Genomic DNA, 18,058 nt, shown 5'->3' with positions numbered 1-18,058 from the left:
TATATATCTTTTATAAGACTTGAGCGACACGGATGCAAGGCCTGCTTTAGAAGCTTTCAGTTTTCTGAACAGCCCTAGCTGCAAGCAATACCAAGCAAGCGCAGAGTGCTATCAACTTCTTGGGCACTGTGTCATTCGGCAGTGGCGCAAAACCCTGCTCGACGAACTGCGCATGTCAAACGGTTGCAAAACCGCTGCTTCAACCATGCAATTTGCGTTTGTCAATATACGAAACGTATACAGCCCTTATGATGCTCGGCTATGGGAATCGTCAAAATTTCAGACCAGTTGCACGACCAGATTCGTGTCTCCAGTGCGGCCCTTGGCCGCTCCATCAATGCCCAGGCCGAGCACTGGCTGCGTGTAGGCCAGTTGGCCGAACATCACCCCCAGCTCAATTACGAAGGCATTTGTGCCCTGCTTCTGCAGCAAGCCGAGCGTGAGCTGCAGCCTGCCAGCGCTCATGAACCCGATACAGTCATGCGCCGCCCCCGTCCGGTGCGCCTGGTAGGAGGCATGCAATGAAGCGCGGCAAACAGAAAGTCGTGCCCATTCATGACGCCACAGACATCTTTCTCTCGCGTAAGGCCGGTAGCCTGGCCGCCAAGGTGCTGGCCATGCTCACGCCCCATGTGCAGCCTGGCGTGAGCACCGAGGAACTGGACAAGATCTGCCACGACTACATCGTCAACGAGCTGAAATGCACGCCCACCAATGTGGGCTATTACGGTTTTCCCAAGACCGTGTGCACCTCCGTCAACCATGTGGTCTGCCACGGCATCCCCAATGTCGAGCAGGTCCTCAAGGACGGCGACATCATCAATGTCGACGTCGCAGTAACCACGCCCGAAGGCTGGATCGGCGACACCAGCCGCATGTACTACGTGGGCCAGCCAAGCAATCTGGCCAGGCGCCTGGTCAACACCACCTATGAAGCCCTGGTGGCCGGCATCCGCGCCGTCAAGCCCGGGGCCACTCTGGGCGATGTAGGCCATGCCATCCAGACCGTGGCCCAGCGTGAGCGCTTTTCCATCGTGCGCGAGTACTGCGGTCATGGCATCGGGAAGGTCTATCACGACGAGCCTCAGGTGCTGCACTACGGCACGCCCGGCCAGGGACTGCTGCTGCAGCCCGGCATGATCTTCACCATCGAGCCCATGCTCAACGCCGGCAAGGCCGCCACACGCGAACTGTCTGACGGCTGGACCGTGATCACCAACGACAAATCGCTCTCTGCCCAGTGGGAGCATATGGTGCTGGTGACGGAGACCGGATTCGAGGTGCTGACGCCCTGGCCTGAGGGGACAGGTGACTACCCCGCCATCTGACCGAGTGGGGCAAACCGCGCATATTGCCCTCGGCGATGTGCGCACAGCTGCTGGATTTTGGCAATAACGGCCAGAAGCGGTCCGGGGTCTTGAAACCGGCCTGGAAACAGCCCGACCTCGGCCGCACTACAGTGCCCGGCATGACAAATTACCTGTATCTGGGCCTGGCCATCATCTGCGAGGTGATTGCCACCTCCTTCCTCGCCAGGTCGGAAGGCTTCTCCAGGCTCGGCCCTACCGCTGTTTCCCTGGTGGGCTATGCGATTTCGTTCTATCTGCTGTCGCTGACGCTGCGCACCGTCCCCACGGGCGTGGCCTATGCGATCTGGTCCGGCGTGGGCATCGTGCTGGTCTCGGCCGTCGCCTATTTCTGGCAGGGCCAGAAGCTCGATGCCCCCGCTCTGGCCGGCATGGCCATGATTGTCGGCGGCGTGCTGGTGATCAATCTGTTTTCAAAGACCGCCGGTCACTGATCGCCATCGCTTCCGAAGTCATCCGCCGACTGCGTCAGATCCTGCAGCCACTGCATGCTGGCACGCAGCTCCTCGGGCCGGATCTCATGGGCGCCCGGATACTCGTGATAGCTCAGCTGCAGGGGCAAGGAGGCCAGGCGGTCACGCACGGCATGGGCGCTGGTCAGCGGAATCACATTGTCATAAGTACCGTGGCTGACCCAGGCCGACTTGCCCTCGAATGCGGCAGCGGGCGCATGCAGCGAAGCGATCTCGGGCAGCAGTCGACTGTGCCAGACCAGTGCGGCACGCAAGGTCTGGGGCTGCGTCAGCAACTGGCTCAGACTCATGATGCCGCCCTGGCTGAAGCCTCCCAGCACCACCCGCTCGGGCGGGATGTCCAGTTGCTGCGCGGCCTGCTCCACCGTCTGCTGCAGCAAGATGCGCGCCTGCTGCTCCTGCGGCACATTGATATGGCGCGTGCCATCGGCATCCACAGTGAACTGAAACCAGGCATAAGCGCCCATGCCCATGGCAAAGGGCGCACGCAGACTGAGCACATGAAACTGCGGCGGCACATAGGGCACCAGGCCAAACAGGTCCTGCTCATTGCTGCCCACGCCATGCATGAGCACCAGCAGCCAGGCAGGCTGACCGGCGGCAAGCTGCGCGGGCCGCTCCAGATAAGTCAAAGGCAATGTGCTCATGGACAACTCCCGAAGGCAGCACGGAATTAGATGGAAAACAGGCTGTAGCGCTCTTGCATTCTGCGACTGCAGCTATCAAAACAATATAGCGCAGACCCGCAGCCGGCTGACCGATCCGCACCCGGCCCGACAGGGGACGCGCATGCCTTTTGATACAGTTGACTGACCTGAGCGTGGCTTTGCCGCTACAGAAGCTCAATCATGCACCCGGCCGCGCAAAGCCTTGATGCCGGAGCGCAGGCTTTTGCCCTGCAAGCGTCTTTGCTGCGAGCCCCATGTCGGCTTGGTGGGCTTGCGCGGGCGTGGCGGCCTGGCAACCGTGGCCACCAGCGCATTGAGGCGCTGCAACCCATCCCACAGGTTGTGCTCCTGAGTGCGGTATTTTTGCGCCTTGATGACCACCACTCCATCGGTGGTGATACGCGAATCACCCAAAGCCAGCAGGCGCTGCTGCACATCGGCAGGCAGACGCGAGGCTCGGATGTCAAAGCGCAGATGCACGGCGCTGGCCACCTTGTTCACATTCTGGCCGCCAGGGCCTTGCGAGCGCACGGCGCTCCATTGCACATCGGCTTCGGTCAGCTCGAAGACGGCAGCGTTGCTCACGACAGAGCCTCCTGCAGCGCGGCGCAGAAGGTGGCCGGGTCCTCGTGCTGCACCCAATGGCCGACGCCCGGCATCACCTGCCAGTCCAGCGCACCACCGTACTGGCGCTGCATCAACAGTTGCAGCTCTGCCAGGCAGCCCGCATACAGAGGGTCATGCTCACCATAGATCGCCGCCACCGGCACCTTGACACGGGTCAGGGCCCGGGCCAGCACATCGGTGCGCGACAGCCGCCTGCGCGGCAGCCGGTCACGAGCCACATTGAGCGCATGCAATGCCAGCGTCTCCTCGTCGATCAGTGTCGCGTCATGCAGCATGAGGGCCGCAATATTGTGGCGATGGGCCTGCATCTGCGCCTCCAGCCCCGGCAGGTGGCGCCAGCCCAGCAAACGCACGGTCCGCCCCTCGGTCATGCCCATGCCGGGTGCACCGACCACCACCAGCTTGCGGGCCAGTTCCGGATGCTCGGCGGCCAGCAGACCGGCGGTCATGCCACCAAAGGAAAAACCAACCAGATCGCAGACCGGACCCGCACCGGCATTGCCCAGCAGTTGCCGGATGCCATAGGCCAGAGGCTCCAGCATGGAGTCCACATCCATGCCGCCGGGCACGCCATCGGATTCGCCAAAACCCGGCAGATCGGCCAGCCACAGGCTGTAGCCCGCCTCGGTCAGCGGCTCAATCACGCGCAACCAATGCGTCCAGCTGCCGCTGCCGCCATGCAGCAGCACCAGCGGCAAGCCACGCTGCGCCACCCCTGCAGGGGGCTGCCAGCCATGCCAGATCATCACGCCGCTGCCGGCGGCTTCGCCAAACCTAGTCTGCACGCGCCGCGCCGTGGCCTGCAGCCGGGCAATCGCTGCCGGCACGTCGACACTCAGCTCCTGCGAAACCTGTTCCAGGGAACAGGCTGCTTCAACCGCCGATGTCACCACTGCGCCACCGCATCGATAGCCAGGCCGTAGCCGGCCACGCCAAAGCCGCACATCACGGCGCGCGCCGTGGCCGACAGATAGGAATGGTGGCGAAAGCTCTCGCGCGCATGGACATTGCTGATGTGCAACTCCACCAGCGGCACGGCCGTGCCCTTGACGGCATCGAGAATTGCCACACTAGTATGGGTATAGGCCGCGGCGTTCATGATCAGGGCCTGCAACTCCCCCTTGGCGTGCAGACGGCCTGCCTCGTGAATCCAGTCCACCAGCTCTCCCTCATGGTTGCTCTGGCGGAACTCCAGCTTCAGGCCATGGCGCACGCAAGCCTCCTCGCACAGCTTCTGGACATCGGCCAGCGTGGCCGAGCCATAGATGGCGGGTTCGCGCATGCCCAGCAGATTGAGATTCGGGCCATTGAGGACATAGACGGTTTTCACGGAAGCATTCTCCTTATTTTTGAGGACTGCCCCGGATTATGCGAGCGCGGCACCCAGCCTGCAGGCATCAAAAACGGCTGCCTAGGCAGCCGTCTTGGGTGCAGAGTCTTTCAGGGCTCTGCTATCGATGCCATCAACGATAGTGATGATGGTGATGACCACGCCAGCGTGGGCCGCCACCGTAGTACATCGGGCCGGGCACGACCATCACGGGTGCGGGACGGTACACAGGGGGTGGCGGAGCATAGTAGACCGGTGCCGGAGGCGCATAGTAGACGGGGCGCGGCGGCATATAGACCGGGGCTGGCACCACATAGGGCGCAGCGTAGACGGGAGCGCCGACACCCACGGCCACACCAGGCACGCCGATGCCGACCGACAGGCTGACGCCACCATGTGCCTGGGCGCCTGCGGCTGCCATCAGGCCGGCCACAACGATAGAGCCAGCGGCAAGCAGCCTGGCCATGCGGGGGGAAGTTGTTCTGGACATCACAATCTCTCCTCTGTTTATGAGTCACCGGGGGCAAGCTTGCAAATCTGTGCTGCGCCTTCGGCCCTTGGGGATATAACGTTTCAGAGTCCCGTCAGGATGGCATGATTCCTCAAAAACATTGTGTCCAAATGCACACGAGGCAAAGCTGCAGTGTCCGCAGCTCGACATGAGGTCATGGCAGCCGGCCTAAAATGGTGCGATGAGCTCTGCTGACGCCTCCAAATCCAACAACTCCGCCCCCGAAGCGGTCAAGCCCACCAACTTCCTGCGCCAGATTATCGAATCGGATCTGGACAAGGGCACCTATGCCACCCGTCACTGGGGCGGTGCGCCCGGCGATGCCCAGCATCACCAGAGCGGCCAGGTCGATGAAGCCAAGATCCGCACTCGCTTTCCGCCAGAGCCCAACGGCTATCTGCACGTGGGCCATGCCAAGTCCATCTGTCTAAACTTCGGTCTGGCACGCGACTTCGGCGGCGTCTGCCATCTGCGCTTCGACGACACCAATCCGGAAAAGGAAGATCAGGAATATGTGGACGGCATCATCGATGCCGTACGCTGGCTGGGCTTCGACTGGAAGGATGCCGACGGGCACGAGAACCTCTATTTCGCCAGCAATTACTTCGACTTCATGTACCGCTGTGCGGTCTACCTGATCGAGCAAGGTCTGGCCTATGTGGACGAGCAATCGGCCGACGAGATGAAGGCCAACCGCGGCGACTTCACCCGTCCCGGCGTGAACAGCCCCTTCCGCGACCGCTCCGTGGCCGAAAACCTGCAGCGCTTTGCCGACATGAAGGACGGCAAGCTCGCCGATGGCGCCGCCGTGCTGCGCGCCAAGATCGACATGGCCGCACCCAATATCAATCTGCGCGACCCGGCCATCTATCGCGTGCGCCATGCCGAGCACCACAACACCGGCAACCAGTGGTGCATCTACCCGATGTATACCTTTGCGCACCCCATCGAGGATGCCTACGAGCACATCACTCACTCCATCTGCACGCTGGAGTTCGAGGATCAGCGCCCCTTCTATGACTGGCTGCTGAACCACCTGCGCGAAGGCGGTCTGATCGACGCCCCCCAGCCCCGCCAGTACGAGTTCTCGCGCCTGAACCTGACCTATGTGATCACCAGCAAGCGCAAGCTCAAGCATCTGGTGGACAACCAGTTCGTCACGGGCTGGGACGACCCGCGCATGCCCACCGTGGTCGGCCTGCGCCGACGCGGCTACACGCCTGCGTCCATCCGCAACTTCTGCGAACGCATCGGTGTGACCAAGGACTACGCCTGGATCGACTACGGCACGCTGGACGGCTGCCTGCGTGAAGACCTGGAAAGCAAGGCCCACCGCGCCATGGTCGTACTGGACCCGGTCAAGCTCGAACTCAGCAACTGGGCCGAGGTGTTTGGCAGCGCCGAACATCTGGAGGACTGCCACCTGCCCGCCCTGCCCCACGCGGCAGAAGGTGAAAGCGTGCCGGAGCGCCGTTTCACCCTGGGCCGCGAAGTGTGGATCGAGCGCGAAGACTTTGCCGAAGTGCCGCCCAAGGGCTATAAGCGCCTTTTCTCCGGCAACAAGGTCCGCCTCAAGGGCGGCTATGTGATCGAATGCACGGGCGCCGAAAAGGATGCCGATGGCAATGTGACCAAGGTGCTGGCCACCGTGGTGCCCGACACCAAGAGCGGCACGCCGGGCGCAGACAGCGTCAAGGTCAAGGCCGCCATCACCTGGGTGGGCGTGGCCGACGGCCTGCAAGCCGAAGTGCGCATGTACGACCGCCTGTTCACCGATCCGCAACCCGATGCCGGCGGCAAGGATTTCCTGAGCCTGCTGAACCCCGACAGCCTGAAGGTTGTCACCGCCTATATGGAGCCTTCGCTCAAGGCGGCTCAGGCTGACGACAAGTTCCAGTTCGAGCGTTTTGGCTATTTTGTGGCCGACCGCAAGGATCACCGCAGCGACAAGCCCGTGTTCAACAAGATCACTGGACTCAAGGACAGTTGGGGCAAGTAAGCACTCCAGCCGATTCAGCAAGGCTGCCAGGATTCACTGGCAGCCTTTTTTATGCACAAACCGCCGCAGCATTTATCCCGAGACCGCTATTCGGTTCTCCCGATCGGGAAATGGATAGTGCCCCATGAATCGTGGTTACATATTGAAATAAATACCGCAGGTATTGATTTTTAATACTCGATAAGCATTTGCATAAAATGTTCTTAAATTCAGAGCATTTCATTATTTTCTTTCTAGAATCCTGCTCACCACAACATTACCAATCCGCAATTCATTCGCGGATTTTTTATTTTCATCAAAGGTCAAGAATGAACAGAAAAGCAGGAGCAGGCATTGCAGCGGCCATCGCCGTCATCGTGGCAGGAACACTGGGCACCAGCTATTACATGGGCGGCAAGCTGCAGCAGAGCTTCACCGAAGGCCTGGACAAGTGGAGCGAGCATGGCGTGAAGATTCAGGTCACCAGCTATGACCGTGGTGCTTTTTCTTCCACTGCCAAAACGGTCTGGACGCTGGACAGCGGCGACGAGCCCGTCCAGTTCACCGCCGAGCACAAGATCAGCCATGGTCCGCTGCCCCTGGGCCATGCCGCCGAAATTCACACCAGCTTCAATCTGCCCGAGGACGCGGACCCGGCGCTGAAAACCGCACTCAATGGTCGCTCTCCGCTGGAAGTCGACACCAAGGTCGGCTGGGGCCGCAGCAGCTCCAACGTCATGACATCGCCGGCCGTGAGCAGCAAGATCAAGGACAGCGAAATGAACTGGGGCGGCATGAAGATCGTTTGGGACATGCCCGCCGACATGAAGGCCGCCAAGGGTACAGGCAGCTTTGCCGGCCTGCAGTTCAAGGACGAGGAAGGCAGCGTGACTCTGGACAAGGCCGATATGCGCTTCGACATGAAGCAGCCTGCGGGTCAGCAGTTCTGGACCGGCCCGTTTGCCATGACGATTGCCAAGATCGCCGCCACCAAGCAGGAAGAGGAAGGCAAGAGCTCTGCCAGCCACTTCGAAGGCATCACCATGGATTCGGACACCATCCTCAAGGGAGAGGTGGTGGAAATGACGCTCAAGACCGGCATCAAGACCGCAAAACTTGAGGACAAACAGGCTGACGACCTGCTGCTGGAGATGGCGTTCAACAATGTCGATGCCAACTGGATCAACCAGGTTGTGGAAATGAGCAAGCGCAAGAACCCGCTGCTCGGTGCTGCTGGAGAAGCCGGGGACGGTGAAGACACTGACGATCAGCAAAGCGGTGATCTGCGCGAAAAAATGCTCAAGTCGCTGACACAGGCGCTGGCACGACAGCCCGTGATCGAACTCAAACGCCTGTCCATGCGCACCCCTGACGGCGTGAGCGAGTTCGCGGCAGCCGTTCAGTATCTGGGCGATGGCGAAAAGATGGGTACGCTGCTGCAGGACCTGAAAGTCAGCCTCAAGGCCGATATGCCCAAGCCCTTCATGGAGAACATGATGCTCTCGCGCAGGCGCTCCAGCCTGCTGGCCATGTTTGAAGGCGAGAGCGAGTACAAGCCCGAAGACATCGAGGAAACCGCCAAAGCCCAGACTCAAGCCAGCCTGGAAATGCTCAAGGAGCAAGGCATCTTCGAAGACAAGGATGGCAAGATGCGTACCGAGATCGTCTATGCCAAGGGTGAATTCCAGGTCAACGGAAAGCCGCTGGATGCCATGGGTACGAGCACACTCATGGGCACCATGGCCGAATGATGTGACCCAGTTCCGGGAAGCGGGTTGCTTCGCGGATACCTCCAAGGCCTGCCTCGCGCAGGCCTTTTTCATGGGGAAATAGCGCCCCAACCGCAGCGACGCGGACGAGAAGCCGCCCTTTGCATTTCTTGTCGTAAACTTTCACTATTCTTAGCATTAGCGCATTACTCACACTGCGATAACTGCTATCAAAATTTACAAGGCCCTCTTGGAGCATGGACTGCAGCCACATGCTTTATTTGCTTACAACACACTGTCAACAACGGCTCAACACTGGCGTTAAAACAGCATCCGCCAAAGCTCCGTGATTCGCACGGCGCGGCGCAAGGAGCGTCAGATGTCGCATTTCTCCCGGACCCGGCCTGAGCAGCCGGACCTGCAGCCAAACATGCTCTCCCACCACTGGCACCCGGGCATGATTGCCCTGGCTGCAGCCATGGCGTTGAGTGCCTGCAACGACAAGAATTCGCCGATCAAGGCGGACAGCACACTGCCAGCCTTGGCACCAGCCGCCACGCCCGATGCCGCCCGGTCTGAGCCCACAGCCTATGTGCCACCCGATGTAGACGCGCTCTACCGGATGGTGGCGCCGATTGCGCTTTACCCGGACAAGCTGGTGGCCCAGATCCTGGCCGGTGCCACCTATCCAGACCAGATCAGCGCCGCCGAAACCTGGCTGGGGCAAAACCCCGGCCTGCAGAGGACGGCGCTGAGCAATGCCGTCAACGCCCAGAACTGGGACCCGTCCGTCAAATCTTTGACCCAGTTTCCCAATGTGCTGGAACAGATGGCCTCCAACCTGCCCTGGACCACGGCGCTTGGCAAGGCCTATTACAACGATCCTTCGGATGTGATGAACGCCATACAGGTCATGCGCAACCGGGCCTACAAGGCCGGCACGCTCAAGACCTCGAGCCAGCTCAAGGTCAACCTGGCCTCCACGCCAGCCGCCGTGGCCTATATGCCTGGAGCCATAGTCACACCGCTGCCCGACCCGGTCATAGAGCCACCGGAGCAGTTCATTGAAATCAGCCCTTCCCAGGTGGATACGGTCTACGTTCCCCAGTACAACCCCGCTGCGGTCTACGGTCAGCCGCTACCCGTATATGGCGGCTATCGCTATGTGGAAGTGCCGCCTCCGGCTCCCGTGGCCGGCGTGCCCGTGATGGCCGGCCTGCTGGGCTTTGGTGCCGGCATCGTGCTGGCCGAGTCCATGGACAGGCATCCATCCTGGGGCTGGAATGCCTGGAATATGCACTGGGGCGATCCCGAAAGGCCCTGGCGCCACGGCGAGCGCCCCCCGCCCGAGCAGACCCGTCCGGCCGTGGTCTACAACAACACCACCTACATATCGCAGTCGCGAACCGTGGTGCAGAACATCCACCGCACGGACAACACCTACATCAACAACATCCATGAAAATGGCGCAGGCGAGCGCCGGGGGCCAAGCGGGCAGCCTCAGGCCGCAGGCATCTTTGCTGCGCCGGGCACGATGGCTGCGGGCGCTGCCGTCGGTGCCGCCGCCGTGGCAGCCGGTGGCCATGTCCTGAACCAGCGCCAGCCAGCACCGCGTCCCCTGGCGACACAGCCGCAGGGGCAGCCTGACTTTGCCCAGGGGACCACCCGGGCTCCAGGCCTGCCGCGCGCGCCCAATGGCCATGCCCTGCTGCAGCCGCAAGACCCGCGTGATCGCTCAGGCAGCCCCGGTGCCCATCCGCAGCAGACTGCGCAGATGCAGGCCGCCACGACGGAGAAGGCCTTGCAGCCACGCGCGCAGGAGCCAGCCCAGCGCCAGCAGCCAATCCAGAAAGCCCACGAACAGCAGGAACGCCAGCAGCAGGCCCAGATGCAGCAGATGCAGCAGATGCAGCAGCAGCGTGCCCAGGAGCAGGCCCAGCGCCAGCAGCCAATGCAGCAAGAGCGCCAGCAGCAAGCCCGGATGCAGCAGCAGCGTGCCCAGGAGCAGGCCCAGCGCCAGCAGCAAATGCAGCAAGAGCGCCAGCAGCAGGCCCAGATGCAGCAACAGCGCGCCCAGGAACAGGCCCAACGCCAGCAGCAAATGCAGCAAGAGCGCCAGCAGCAGGCCCAGATGCAAGCTCAACATCACCAGGCCGAGCAGCAGGCACGCATGCAGGCAGCGCGCGCCGAGGGCCGCACGCGCGGGGACCGCGAGCACCGCTGAAACGCCGCTGGTCCTCATGTCAGGCCGCCTGTCACACCGGCGGGTTGTGAGCGCGCGGCCTGCGCAGCTGTATAAACAAGGCCATGCTTTTTTGCGCCACTCACTGCAGCAGGTCTTCATGTACAACCCCAGCCATTTCAAGGTCGACGACCCCGCCACCCTGCATGCACTGATCCAGGCTCACCCGCTGGGTTGCCTGGTCACCCAGTCCGACGCGGGACTGGATGCCAATCACCTGCCTTTCGAGTTGCTGCAGGGCGAGGACGGTTTGCTGCGCCTGATCGCCCACGTGGCGCGCGCCAATCCTGTGTGGCAGCAGATCCGGGAAGACAACTCCGTGTTGGTGATCTTCCGTGCCGAGCATGCCTATATCTCCCCCAACTGGTATCCCAGCAAGCACGAGAACCATGAGCAGGTACCGACCTGGAACTACCGTGTGGTCCATGCGCTTGGCCGCATCAGCGTTCGCGACGATGAAAAGTTCGTGCGCGGCGTGGTGGGCCGGCTCACCCGCCGCCATGAGGCCAACAACAATGCCCAGGCCCCATGGAAGATGAGCGACGCTCCGCCCGACTATCTGCAGCGCATGCTCGGCGCCATCGTGGGCCTGGAAATTACCGTCGACCGCCTGGAAGCCAAGTTCAAGCTGAGCCAGAACAAGCAGCAGCGCGACCGGCTCGGTGCGGTCCAGGCCCTGGAGCAGCTGGGACAGCTGGATCTGGCCCGGAGCATGCGCCAGCCCTGATCACCGCAACCGGTCTTCAAGGCATAGCCAGCGCAAAGCTCCCATCCCTGTATCGCCATTAGCTCCGCTATCGATAGCAATACAGCACAATGCATGCACAACCCGATAAGCACCATGCCAACCGAAAAACTCACCAGCCCTTCTCTCCCGCCCGAACGCCGTCGTCTGCTGCAATGGATGGCGCAAACGGCGCTGTTTTCCGCTGCACCGGCCTGGGCTGCACGCAGCGCCAGCCCGGACAACGCGCTCTGGCCTCAGGACAGCAGGGTTCCTGGCGGCGTCGCACGCCTGTCGCTGGGCCCGGCTTCCGCACGTCCCCTGGTCACGGCCGCAGAGGCAGAGATTCTGGTGGTTGGAGACATGATCGAATGGACCGCACTCGTGGGCATACCGCTTGCCGCCACACCGGGTGAGCAAAGCGTTGGCGTGAAGGCCGACGGCCGTTTGCGCACCATGAGCTATACGGTGCGCGACAAACAGTATGTGGAGCAACGCCTCAAAGTCTCGCCCAAGACGGTGGATCTGTCTGCCGAAGACAATGCCCGCTATGAGCGCGAGGCCGCCCACCTGAAGACCGTGATGGCCACCTTCACCGAGCCGCCGCCTTCCGGCAGCCTGCACATGCGCGTGCCGGTGCCGGGTCGCCGCTCCAGCAGCTTCGGCCTGCGCCGTGTCTTCAACGGCCAGTCGCGCAATCCGCACAGCGGCATGGACATCGCCGCTCCTACGGGCACGCCGGTGCGTGCACCGCTGCCCGGCAAGGTGATTGATGTGGGCGACTATTTCTTCAATGGCGGCACGGTCTGGCTGGACCATGGCGGCGGCCTGCTCACCATGTACTGCCACCTGAGCCAGGTGGACTGCAAGCCAGGCGAGCAGTTGCAGACGGGCGATGCGTTTTGCAAGGTCGGAGCCACCGGCCGCGTGACCGGACCCCACCTGCACTGGAGCGTGATGCTGAACCGCGCCATGGTGGACCCGGCGCTGTTCATCTGAACGGATTTCGCCGACTAAAAAGCGGCTCCGCGAGCCGCTTTTTAGTTCCTGCTACCAGATCAGAATCACAAGCGCCCGACCTACCAAGCGCTACAGACCGGTTTGCTCGAAACTATGGTGAATCCTGATCCTGCTTCAGATAGTTTTCCACCAGCTCGAAAAAACTGTCGTAGAAGCTGCGTTTGGAAATGGTCTCGCTGCCCACCTTGACCAGCGAATCGTTGCTGGAAGAAAACGGCAGAGACAGCGACCCCAGAGCGCTCACGCCCACGCTGGCCGAGGTCGCGCTTTTCTTGAGCGAATAGCGATCCTGCAACGCTGTCGCAAAACCCAGACTGACCAGGCCATCGCTGGTCTGCGGAACGCAGACCACACGGAAATTGATTTCCAGATTGGTCTCCGTATTGGGCTGGAAGTTCTTGCGCCCTTCTATCAGCTCCTGCGTCCTGGCCGTTGCGATATAGCCTTGGCTCAACAAGGCGCGACGCGCGGCCTCGCAAGTCTGTGCCGGTGTCGCATCAAAGCCGCGGGAAAACGTGGAACTGGAGTCGAAGGTCTCCTGTACCGGCATATGCTGGGGTGCCGTTGCCGAGCATGCCCCCAGCAAACCTGCCAATATGCCCACAGAACCCAGCCGCCCCCAATTCAGCCCAAACAAAGCAACACCACCTAAGCGCACAGAAACTCCTTGATGCCTGGGCCATAGTTTCTTCATAGCCCGAACCTTTGAAGCGTAGCAGCTTGGCGAAGACTAATTTGACGAAGCGCTGTCTAGACGTACGGATTTTTTCGATCTTTACAGGGGCTTCACGCCCGAGCTGCACATCTGATTTCTCCGCCCGTCAGAGCGCAGCATTTGTTGACACTCTGAGGTTGTCGAAGCGCAAAACAACAGCAACGTTGAGTTAAGGTCAGATAAAACCGCAGGGAACTGATATGGTCAACAGAGACTCTGTTTGTGCTGACACGGTTTGCCGTATTCCTCTATTCCACCTTAAGGAAACCCTATGAAATTTCGCTGGACCTGGTGCCTTCCCCTTGTTGCTTCCATGACGCTTGCCGCCTGCGGTACGACAGGCGGCGGCGGTGCAAGCAAGCCCGGCCCTACAGGCCCCGCAGGCGATGCCGCGTCGCTGACCGCCTACCACTGGAAATTGCAAGAGGCCTTCACGCCAGCCGGCAATGAAGACCAGAGCTGGTTTCTGAGCTCCAGCCAGGCACCTATCGAGCTGGACTTCGTGGACCAGCGCGTCGTCGTCAAGAATCTGTGCAACGTCATCTCGTCGGCTTACACCGTTGAAGGCCAGCGCATCAATCTGCAGCGCGGCATGAGCACCCTGCGTGCCTGCAATGACAGCCAGCTGATGATGCTGGAGCAGAAGGTTGCGCGCATTCTGCCTACGGCCAAGCAGTGGAACGTGCAGCTCGGCGGCTCCACTACTGAACAGCCTCGCCTGACGCTGCAGTTCATTGATGGCACGCGCTGGCAGCTCAACGGCAAGCCCACCGCCCAGACCCAATACGGCAGCGCGCCCGAACGCATATTTCTCGAGGTCGGTCCCGAGCGCAAGGCCTGTAGTGCAGGTGCAGGCCGCCATCAGTGTCTGCAGGTGCGCGAGATCCGCTACGGCGACAACGGCGTCAAGACCTATACCGGCCAGTGGGAGAACTTCTACAGCGAGATTGAAGGCTACAAGCACGAAGCCGGTGTGAGCAATGTGCTGCGCATCAACCGCTTCAAGCGCCAGAATGTTCCCGCCGATGCTTCAAGCTATGTCTATGTGCTGGACATGGTGGTGTCCTCGGCCATCGCTGACAAGCGCAAGTAAATCAGCGCTCAGGCATTGAAAAAGCCGGCCCAGGTGCCGGCTTTTCTATTTTCATGCGCACATTCAACGCCGATGTTTCACGCTCCAGGCTTTATCAATCAGATTCATTGCCAAAGGACGATTTTCCTTTGGCAATAACTACTTAGGGAGTTTTTTCTGAACGCAGCAGTTCGGAAAACAGGATTGCAGGTTATGCCCAGCGTCTGTGGAGACGCCTGTGGACAAGCCTCGGGAAAACAGGGCGAGGCCGCACGGGCATTGACTTCGGGCCCTGCGATCAAAAAATACGCAGGGATGGTTGAGCCTGCGATGTTTCACGGAGAAAAAAGCCGGCACTATTCGGATGTCGGCAAGAGAGGAAAGTCACTGACCTCACACACGCAAATCATTGAGCTGGCTCTTACCCCCGCTCCATGCCCTGAGCAAGAACCGGCAGATTCAACGCAGACGGAAGCGGCCTTCCACAAACATGGAGGAGCGATGGCCGCTTTCACACTGGTTGTCAGCGTAGGACCAGAAAGCCTGAACCGTGCCCTTGGCCGAGTCTATGACTTGGCTGACCGTGAAGCCGGTTTTCTCGATCCAGTTCAAAAAATGCAGGTGGTCGCTCAGTTGCAGATAGCTGAGATTCTCGCAGCCCTCGGAAATATGCCCTTGCGAGTCCACCACGCGCCAGCGCATCTGACCGCTGGCGGTGTAGCGGACCTGGGCCTGACTGTCCGGGAATTCAATGACTGCTTCGCGGCCCAGAAGAGTTCCTGCGTATTGCATCGAAAGCATGGACATGATGTGACTCCTTGAGAGAAAGCTTCGCTATTCATAACGCAAAACCATTCGTGTGAAGCTATGATGAATCGCCACCGTTTCTTTGGGTGTGGGAAAGTGGCTCATGCATTCGTCGGTCAACATTTTTTGACACACAAGGCTTCTCTCCTGCATGGCGTGAAGGTCAAGCCGCAGCCTGCTTGCCGGATATGAACCACAACAGAAGTGAACGCTCATAACGGCCACAGGCACTGCAGAAAACAAGGCAATCGCGCATACTCGGCCCTCTGACATTTCCGGTCGCCAAGGCAGGAAGTCGGCCCAGGCCAACTCCCGCCTCACCAGCCGCACTCACGGATCTCACCTTGTCTACCCCCGTCACCTCTACAGCGCCTCAGGCCTCCACCACCCCACCATTGCGCGATCCCGCTTTTGTCAATTTCGTGCTGGCACGCATGCTTGCCATGTTTGCCCAGCAGATGCAGGCCGTTGTGGTGGCATGGCAGGTGTATGACATCACGCGTGAGCCGCTGTCTCTGGCCTATGTCGGGCTGGCGCAGTTCCTGCCCATGGCTGGTCTGCTGATTCCCGCTGGCGATCTCAGCGACCGCATGAGCCGCAAGCGGCTGCTCGGCATCAGCTGGCTGGTGGCCGCAGTTTGCTCAGGCCTGCTCTGGTTGCTGGCCGAGAGCGGCGCGCACAATGTGCACTGGATCTACGCCGTGCTGGTGCTGTTTGGCTGCAGCCGGGCCTTCAGCGGACCGGCGCTGCAAAGCCTGCTGCCGCAGATCGTAGCCCGCGAGCGACTGGCCCAGGCCCTTGCCACCAACAGCATGCTGATGCGTATCTCGGCGATTGCCGCTCCCGTGCTGGGCGGCCTGCTGTATGCGCTTGGCGGCGGCGTGCTGACCTATGCGGTCTGCGGCGTTGCTCTGCTTCTAGGCGCAGGCCTGCTCAGCCAGGTCCCCGTGCACTTTGCCAGCCCCAGGATCGTCACTGACGTGCCAACAACCATGTGGCAACGCTTTTCCGAAGGCCTGCATTTCATGCGTACCCGCCCCATCATCCTTGGCACCATCTCGCTCGATCTGTTTGCTGTGCTGCTGGGCGGCGTTGTGGCCCTGCTGCCCGTCTATGCGCATGAAGTGCTTCAGGTAGGTCCGCAAGGACTGGGCCTGCTGCGCTCCTCCATGGCTGCGGGTGAGGTCTGCATGGGCCTGTGGCTGGCATCGCGCCCCATCAACCGCCGCGTGGGCAAGGTGATGTTTGCCGCCGTAGCAGTGTTCGGACTGGCCAATCTGGTGTTTGCGCTCTCGCACTGGTTTGTACTGTCCATGCTGGCACTGGCCGTGGCCGGCGCGGCCGATATGGTCAGCGTCTATATTCGCGGCGCATTGGTGCAGTTTTCCACGCCCGACCATATGCGCGGCCGCGTGAATGCGGTGAACATGCTGTTCATCGGCTCCTCCAACGAGCTGGGCGAGTTCCGCGCAGGCAGCAGCGCGTCCTGGTTTGGCGCAGTTCCTGCCGCCATTCTGGGCAGCCTGTGCACCCTGGGCGTGGTGGGCGGCTGGATGACGCTGTTCAAACCTCTGCGCGATGTGGACAGGCTCGAAGATGCAGCGCGCGTGAGCGGCCTCGAGCCCCCGCAACCACTTGCAAATCAATAACTGCCAACCATCGGGCGATTAGCGCTGCAACCCGTTTCGACACAAAAAAGCCTCGCAGAGTCTGCGAGGCTTTTTTCCTGATCGCGGCGGCTAATTTACAGCAGCTCGGCACGCAGTTGTTCGGTGCTCTTGGGCGACAGCAGGCCGGGGGCCACGTCAAACACGGTCTTGCAGCCATGTTGGCCGGCCTGGGCCAGGCGATGCACGGCGCGGGCATAGGCAACAAGCACGCTGGAAGTGAACTCGGGGTTGCTGTCCAGCTGCAGACGGTATTCGATGACCTGCTTGTTCTCGGCACTGGTGTTGCCGCTGCGGATCACAAAGCCGCCATGGGGCATGGAAGAGTGATCGCGTGCCAGCTCTTCGGCACTGATGAAGTGGACCGTGGTGTCGTACTGGTCGAAGTAGTGAGGCATTTCCACAATGGTCTTGCGCACGGCTTCGGCGTCGGCGCCATCCTTGAGCACCACATGGCATTCACGCTGGTGCTTCTGGCGAGTGGACAGCTCGGGGCGCACGCCGCAGCGCACCTTGTTGATGGCCTCTTCCACAGGGATGGTGTACTGCACGCCGCCGGCCACGCCTTCGACGCGGCGGATGGCGTCGGAATGCCCCTGGCTCAGGCCCTTGCCCCAGAAGGTGTAGGTAGCGCCGTCAGGCAGCAGGGCTTCACCCAGCACGCGGTTGATGGAGAACATGCCCGGGTCCCAGCCGGCCGAGATCAGGGCCGTGCACTGCCCCCCCTGAGCGGCCTTGTCCACATTGGCAAAGTGTTCAGGGATGCGGGCATGGGTGTCAAAGCTGTCGACCAGATTGAAATGGGCCGCCAGCTCGGGCGCCTGCCTGGGCAAATCGTCCTTGGAGCCGCCGCAGAGAATCAGCACATCGACCTGGCCTTTGTGCGACAGCAAGGCGTCCATGGAGTGCACCCGTGTGCCTGCATTCAGGGGCTGGAGCTGGGAAGGGTCGCGACGGGTGTAAATCCCCTTGAGCAGCATATCGGGGTTCCTGGCGACAGCAGCTTCCACGCCGCGGCCCAGATTGCCGTAACCAACGATAGCAACGCGGATAGGGGATGGAGTCGATGCCATGACGAGCAATTCCTTCAAACAAAACAAAACTTCAATTATTGTCCTTTGATGCACCAAATTGGGGCTGAAACTGCA

General features: G+C 61.1%; 18 protein-coding genes. 10 read left to right on the top strand and 8 right to left on the bottom strand.

What is annotated here, in order from left to right; translation table 11 throughout:
- Positions 1-261 precede the first annotated feature (261 nt).
- The 3 genes from QYQ99_RS20945 to QYQ99_RS20935 all read left to right on the top strand — a co-directional run bounded on the left by QYQ99_RS20945 (position 262) and on the right by QYQ99_RS20935 (position 1,801).
- A complete protein-coding gene (locus tag QYQ99_RS20945; RefSeq protein ID WP_302089854.1) occupies positions 262-525 on the top strand; it encodes a ParD-like family protein in 264 nt (87 codons plus the stop codon).
- Positions 522-1,328 (top strand): type I methionyl aminopeptidase, encoded by an 807-nt coding sequence (gene map, locus QYQ99_RS20940; protein ID WP_302089853.1) that lies wholly within the window; start codon positions 522-524, stop codon positions 1,326-1,328. Before QYQ99_RS20945 ends, map begins: the two co-directional genes overlap by 4 nt.
- 140 nt (positions 1,329-1,468) lie before the next feature.
- On the top strand, positions 1,469-1,801 hold the full coding sequence (locus QYQ99_RS20935; protein WP_034359382.1) for an SMR family transporter: 333 nt from the start codon (positions 1,469-1,471) through the stop codon (positions 1,799-1,801).
- Here QYQ99_RS20935 and QYQ99_RS20930 read toward each other — a convergent pair.
- The 5 genes from QYQ99_RS20930 to QYQ99_RS20910 all read right to left on the bottom strand — a co-directional run bounded on the left by QYQ99_RS20930 (position 1,795) and on the right by QYQ99_RS20910 (position 4,931).
- A complete protein-coding gene (locus QYQ99_RS20930) occupies positions 1,795-2,487 on the bottom strand; it encodes an alpha/beta hydrolase (RefSeq protein ID WP_302089852.1) in 693 nt (230 codons plus the stop codon). The genes QYQ99_RS20935 and QYQ99_RS20930 overlap by 7 nt on opposite strands.
- A gap of 195 nt (positions 2,488-2,682) precedes the next feature.
- The gene (gene arfB / locus QYQ99_RS20925) at positions 2,683-3,093 is read right to left on the bottom strand and encodes an alternative ribosome rescue aminoacyl-tRNA hydrolase ArfB (protein WP_302089851.1); all 411 of its coding nucleotides are present in this window, start codon (positions 3,091-3,093) and stop codon (positions 2,683-2,685) included.
- Positions 3,090-4,028 carry an alpha/beta fold hydrolase gene (locus QYQ99_RS20920; protein ID WP_302089850.1) on the bottom strand — a complete coding sequence of 313 codons (939 nt, stop codon included), beginning with the start codon at positions 4,026-4,028 and terminating at the stop codon, positions 3,090-3,092. The genes arfB and QYQ99_RS20920 overlap by 4 nt, the downstream gene beginning before the upstream one ends.
- Complete coding sequence (locus QYQ99_RS20915; RefSeq protein ID WP_302093232.1) at positions 4,022-4,417, bottom strand: type II 3-dehydroquinate dehydratase; 396 nt, start codon at positions 4,415-4,417, stop codon at positions 4,022-4,024. The genes QYQ99_RS20920 and QYQ99_RS20915 overlap by 7 nt, the downstream gene beginning before the upstream one ends.
- Positions 4,418-4,598: 181 nt before the next feature.
- On the bottom strand, positions 4,599-4,931 hold the full coding sequence (locus tag QYQ99_RS20910) for a hypothetical protein (protein WP_302093231.1): 333 nt from the start codon (positions 4,929-4,931) through the stop codon (positions 4,599-4,601).
- Between the two features lie 226 nt (positions 4,932-5,157).
- On the opposite strand from QYQ99_RS20910, the gene QYQ99_RS20905 reads away from it, so the two are divergent.
- From QYQ99_RS20905 to QYQ99_RS20885, 5 genes are all read left to right on the top strand, one after another.
- Positions 5,158-6,975, top strand: a complete 1,818-nt coding sequence (locus QYQ99_RS20905) for a glutamine--tRNA ligase/YqeY domain fusion protein (protein ID WP_302089849.1) — start codon at positions 5,158-5,160, stop codon at positions 6,973-6,975.
- A gap of 308 nt (positions 6,976-7,283) precedes the next feature.
- Positions 7,284-8,705, top strand: a complete 1,422-nt coding sequence (locus QYQ99_RS20900; RefSeq protein ID WP_302089848.1) for a YdgA family protein — start codon at positions 7,284-7,286, stop codon at positions 8,703-8,705.
- A 388-nt stretch (positions 8,706-9,093) separates the two neighbouring features.
- On the top strand, positions 9,094-10,887 hold the full coding sequence (locus tag QYQ99_RS20895) for a DUF3300 domain-containing protein (protein ID WP_302089847.1): 1,794 nt from the start codon (positions 9,094-9,096) through the stop codon (positions 10,885-10,887).
- 118 nt (positions 10,888-11,005) lie between these two features.
- Positions 11,006-11,632, top strand: coding sequence for an FMN-binding negative transcriptional regulator (locus tag QYQ99_RS20890; protein WP_302089846.1), 627 nt, complete (start codon positions 11,006-11,008; stop codon positions 11,630-11,632).
- A 114-nt stretch (positions 11,633-11,746) separates the two neighbouring features.
- Positions 11,747-12,628 carry a M23 family metallopeptidase gene (locus QYQ99_RS20885; protein WP_302089845.1) on the top strand — a complete coding sequence of 294 codons (882 nt, stop codon included), beginning with the start codon at positions 11,747-11,749 and terminating at the stop codon, positions 12,626-12,628.
- A gap of 112 nt (positions 12,629-12,740) precedes the next feature.
- Here the strand turns inward: QYQ99_RS20885 and QYQ99_RS20880 are convergent, their stop codons facing one another.
- The gene (locus QYQ99_RS20880; RefSeq protein WP_302089844.1) at positions 12,741-13,199 is read right to left on the bottom strand and encodes a DUF2242 domain-containing protein; all 459 of its coding nucleotides are present in this window, start codon (positions 13,197-13,199) and stop codon (positions 12,741-12,743) included.
- 436 nt (positions 13,200-13,635) lie between these two features.
- On the opposite strand from QYQ99_RS20880, the gene QYQ99_RS20875 reads away from it, so the two are divergent.
- Complete coding sequence (locus QYQ99_RS20875) at positions 13,636-14,457, top strand: META and DUF4377 domain-containing protein (protein WP_302089843.1); 822 nt, start codon at positions 13,636-13,638, stop codon at positions 14,455-14,457.
- A gap of 438 nt (positions 14,458-14,895) precedes the next feature.
- On the opposite strand, the gene QYQ99_RS20870 is transcribed toward QYQ99_RS20875, so the two are convergent.
- A complete protein-coding gene (locus QYQ99_RS20870) occupies positions 14,896-15,243 on the bottom strand; it encodes a MoaF-related domain-containing protein (RefSeq protein WP_003053278.1) in 348 nt (115 codons plus the stop codon).
- A gap of 344 nt (positions 15,244-15,587) precedes the next feature.
- Here QYQ99_RS20870 and QYQ99_RS20865 point away from each other — a divergent pair, with 344 nt between their 5' ends.
- Positions 15,588-16,892, top strand: a complete 1,305-nt coding sequence (locus QYQ99_RS20865) for an MFS transporter (protein ID WP_302089842.1) — start codon at positions 15,588-15,590, stop codon at positions 16,890-16,892.
- Positions 16,893-16,987: 95 nt separating this feature from the next.
- On the opposite strand, the gene QYQ99_RS20860 is transcribed toward QYQ99_RS20865, so the two are convergent.
- Positions 16,988-17,983 (bottom strand): diaminopimelate dehydrogenase, encoded by a 996-nt coding sequence (locus QYQ99_RS20860; RefSeq protein WP_302089841.1) that lies wholly within the window; start codon positions 17,981-17,983, stop codon positions 16,988-16,990.
- Positions 17,984-18,058: the final 75 nt, after the last annotated feature.

Origin of the sequence: Comamonas testosteroni, assembly GCF_030505195.1 — a bacterium.
In the GTDB taxonomy this organism is placed as follows: domain Bacteria; phylum Pseudomonadota; class Gammaproteobacteria; order Burkholderiales; family Burkholderiaceae_C; genus Comamonas; species Comamonas testosteroni_G.
Note: the sequence above shows the minus strand (reverse complement) of the source record. Positions and strands in the feature narration are given on the sequence as shown.

Coding starts and splice junctions, on each gene's coding strand:
- QYQ99_RS20930 (WP_302089852.1), bottom strand. CDS start 2,487: ATGAGCACATTGCCTTTGACTTATCTGGAGCGGCCCGCGCAGCTTGCC.
- QYQ99_RS20905 (WP_302089849.1), top strand. CDS start 5,158: ATGAGCTCTGCTGACGCCTCCAAATCCAACAACTCCGCCCCCGAAGCG.
- QYQ99_RS20915 (WP_302093232.1), bottom strand. CDS start 4,417: ATGCGCGAACCCGCCATCTATGGCTCGGCCACGCTGGCCGATGTCCAG.
- QYQ99_RS20870 (WP_003053278.1), bottom strand. CDS start 15,243: ATGTCCATGCTTTCGATGCAATACGCAGGAACTCTTCTGGGCCGCGAA.
- QYQ99_RS20895 (WP_302089847.1), top strand. CDS start 9,094: ATGCTCTCCCACCACTGGCACCCGGGCATGATTGCCCTGGCTGCAGCC.
- map (WP_302089853.1), top strand. CDS start 522: ATGAAGCGCGGCAAACAGAAAGTCGTGCCCATTCATGACGCCACAGAC.
- QYQ99_RS20875 (WP_302089843.1), top strand. CDS start 13,636: ATGAAATTTCGCTGGACCTGGTGCCTTCCCCTTGTTGCTTCCATGACG.
- QYQ99_RS20890 (WP_302089846.1), top strand. CDS start 11,006: ATGTACAACCCCAGCCATTTCAAGGTCGACGACCCCGCCACCCTGCAT.
- QYQ99_RS20900 (WP_302089848.1), top strand. CDS start 7,284: ATGAACAGAAAAGCAGGAGCAGGCATTGCAGCGGCCATCGCCGTCATC.
- QYQ99_RS20880 (WP_302089844.1), bottom strand. CDS start 13,199: ATGCCGGTACAGGAGACCTTCGACTCCAGTTCCACGTTTTCCCGCGGC.
- QYQ99_RS20945 (WP_302089854.1), top strand. CDS start 262: ATGGGAATCGTCAAAATTTCAGACCAGTTGCACGACCAGATTCGTGTC.
- QYQ99_RS20885 (WP_302089845.1), top strand. CDS start 11,747: ATGCCAACCGAAAAACTCACCAGCCCTTCTCTCCCGCCCGAACGCCGT.
- QYQ99_RS20935 (WP_034359382.1), top strand. CDS start 1,469: ATGACAAATTACCTGTATCTGGGCCTGGCCATCATCTGCGAGGTGATT.
- QYQ99_RS20860 (WP_302089841.1), bottom strand. CDS start 17,983: ATGGCATCGACTCCATCCCCTATCCGCGTTGCTATCGTTGGTTACGGC.
- QYQ99_RS20910 (WP_302093231.1), bottom strand. CDS start 4,931: ATGGCCAGGCTGCTTGCCGCTGGCTCTATCGTTGTGGCCGGCCTGATG.